Below are 1,591 nucleotides of genomic sequence, written 5' to 3' on the forward strand. Positions count from 1 at the left end.
AATGTCTATTAGTTTTATCCTTCATAATTTGGTGTAAGAATGTTCTGGTTATTTGAATGACAAAAACTTTACTATTCTACTAATCAAATCTAATATATCCTTTACTGATCAACTAGTCTTGAGCCGAGACGAGAAAGACCTAAATCCACTTAAGATAACTGAAGACACATGTTAACTAGATTATATTATATTTGAGACAAGTATCCTCCAGCCGTACCTTTGGTAAGGCTGGAGGATACTTGTTTGTCTTACAGAGATACACAACTATGCTAATTATTAGAATTTAAGAATAGAACAAAGGAATGCTCTTTAACTCAATTGACTTTGCCATTTTCTTACCGATTGTTTTTTTACTCTATTGGTTTGTGGTAAATAGAAATTTGAAGTGGCAAAATTTTTTAATAGTTGCAGCCAGTTATATATTCTATGGATGGTGGGATTGGAGATTTCTATCATTGATACTCTTTAGTACAGTTGTCGACTATTCAATTGGACGTCTCCTCAGAACACAAGAAAATTTAGCTAAAAGGAAAGCCTTACTTTGGACAAGTATATTGGTCAACTTTGGATTTTTAGCTTTTTTCAAATATTACAATTTCTTTCTTGATAATTTCATTTCGGCTTTCTCGTTATTTGGAACCACAATAAATGCACAAGGTTTAAAAATAATTTTACCCGTAGGTATTAGTTTTTATACATTTCAAACCCTCAGCTATACAATTGATGTATACAAAAGAGAGCTAGAACCAACAAAAGACTTCATTGCATTTACTGCATTTGTAAGCTTTTTCCCTCAACTAGTAGCCGGGCCAATCGAAAGAGCAACCAACCTATTGCCACAGTTCTATAAAAAAAGATCTTTTGAATATGACAAAGCAATTGATGGGCTAAGACAAATTTTGTGGGGATTATTCAAGAAAATTGTAATCGCAGACAATTCTGCACATTTAGCAAATCAAATTTTCAATAATTCAACAGAATATGATGGAAGCACCCTAGTTCTAGGGGTTTTATTCTTCACTTTCCAGATATATGGAGATTTTTCTGGTTATTCTGACATTGCCATTGGTACATCAAGGTTATTTGGGTTTAACTTAAAACAGAACTTTGCATTCCCTTATTTCTCAAGAGACATTGCCGAGTTTTGGAGAAGATGGCATATTTCTTTATCAACTTGGTTTCGTGATTACTTATATATCCCTCTGGGTGGTAGTCGTGGGGGTAATTGGAAGAAAGTAAGAAACACCTTTACAATATTTGTAGTTAGTGGGTTTTGGCATGGCGCCAATTGGACATTTATAGTTTGGGGCATGCTTAATGCCTTGTATTTTCTTCCCTTATTATTACTCAAAAGGAATAGAATAAACACCGGCACTGTTGCACAAGGGAAGCTCTTACCATCATTTAAAGAGTTGTTACAAATTGGGACCACCTTTAGTTTAACTGCCTTAACCTGGGTGTTTTTTAGAGCAGAAAATATAGACCATGCATTAAGTTATTTATCAACTATATTTTCTAAATCACTATTCGAATTTCCTAATTTTCATGGCAAATTACATGCACTCACAACATTAATACTTATTACACTTTT

1 protein-coding gene is annotated in these 1,591 nt (G+C 33.4%); it reads left to right on the plus strand.

Annotated elements, in window-relative coordinates:
* Nucleotides 1-302: 302 nt before the first annotated feature.
* Nucleotides 303-1,591 (plus strand): MBOAT family O-acyltransferase (locus E1140_RS00410; RefSeq protein ID WP_155177981.1); only part of this gene is annotated, 1,289 nt, incomplete at its 3' end.

This window comes from Fulvivirga lutimaris, from assembly GCF_009711525.1.
Classification (GTDB): Bacteria; Bacteroidota; Bacteroidia; order Cytophagales; family Cyclobacteriaceae; genus Fulvivirga; species Fulvivirga lutimaris.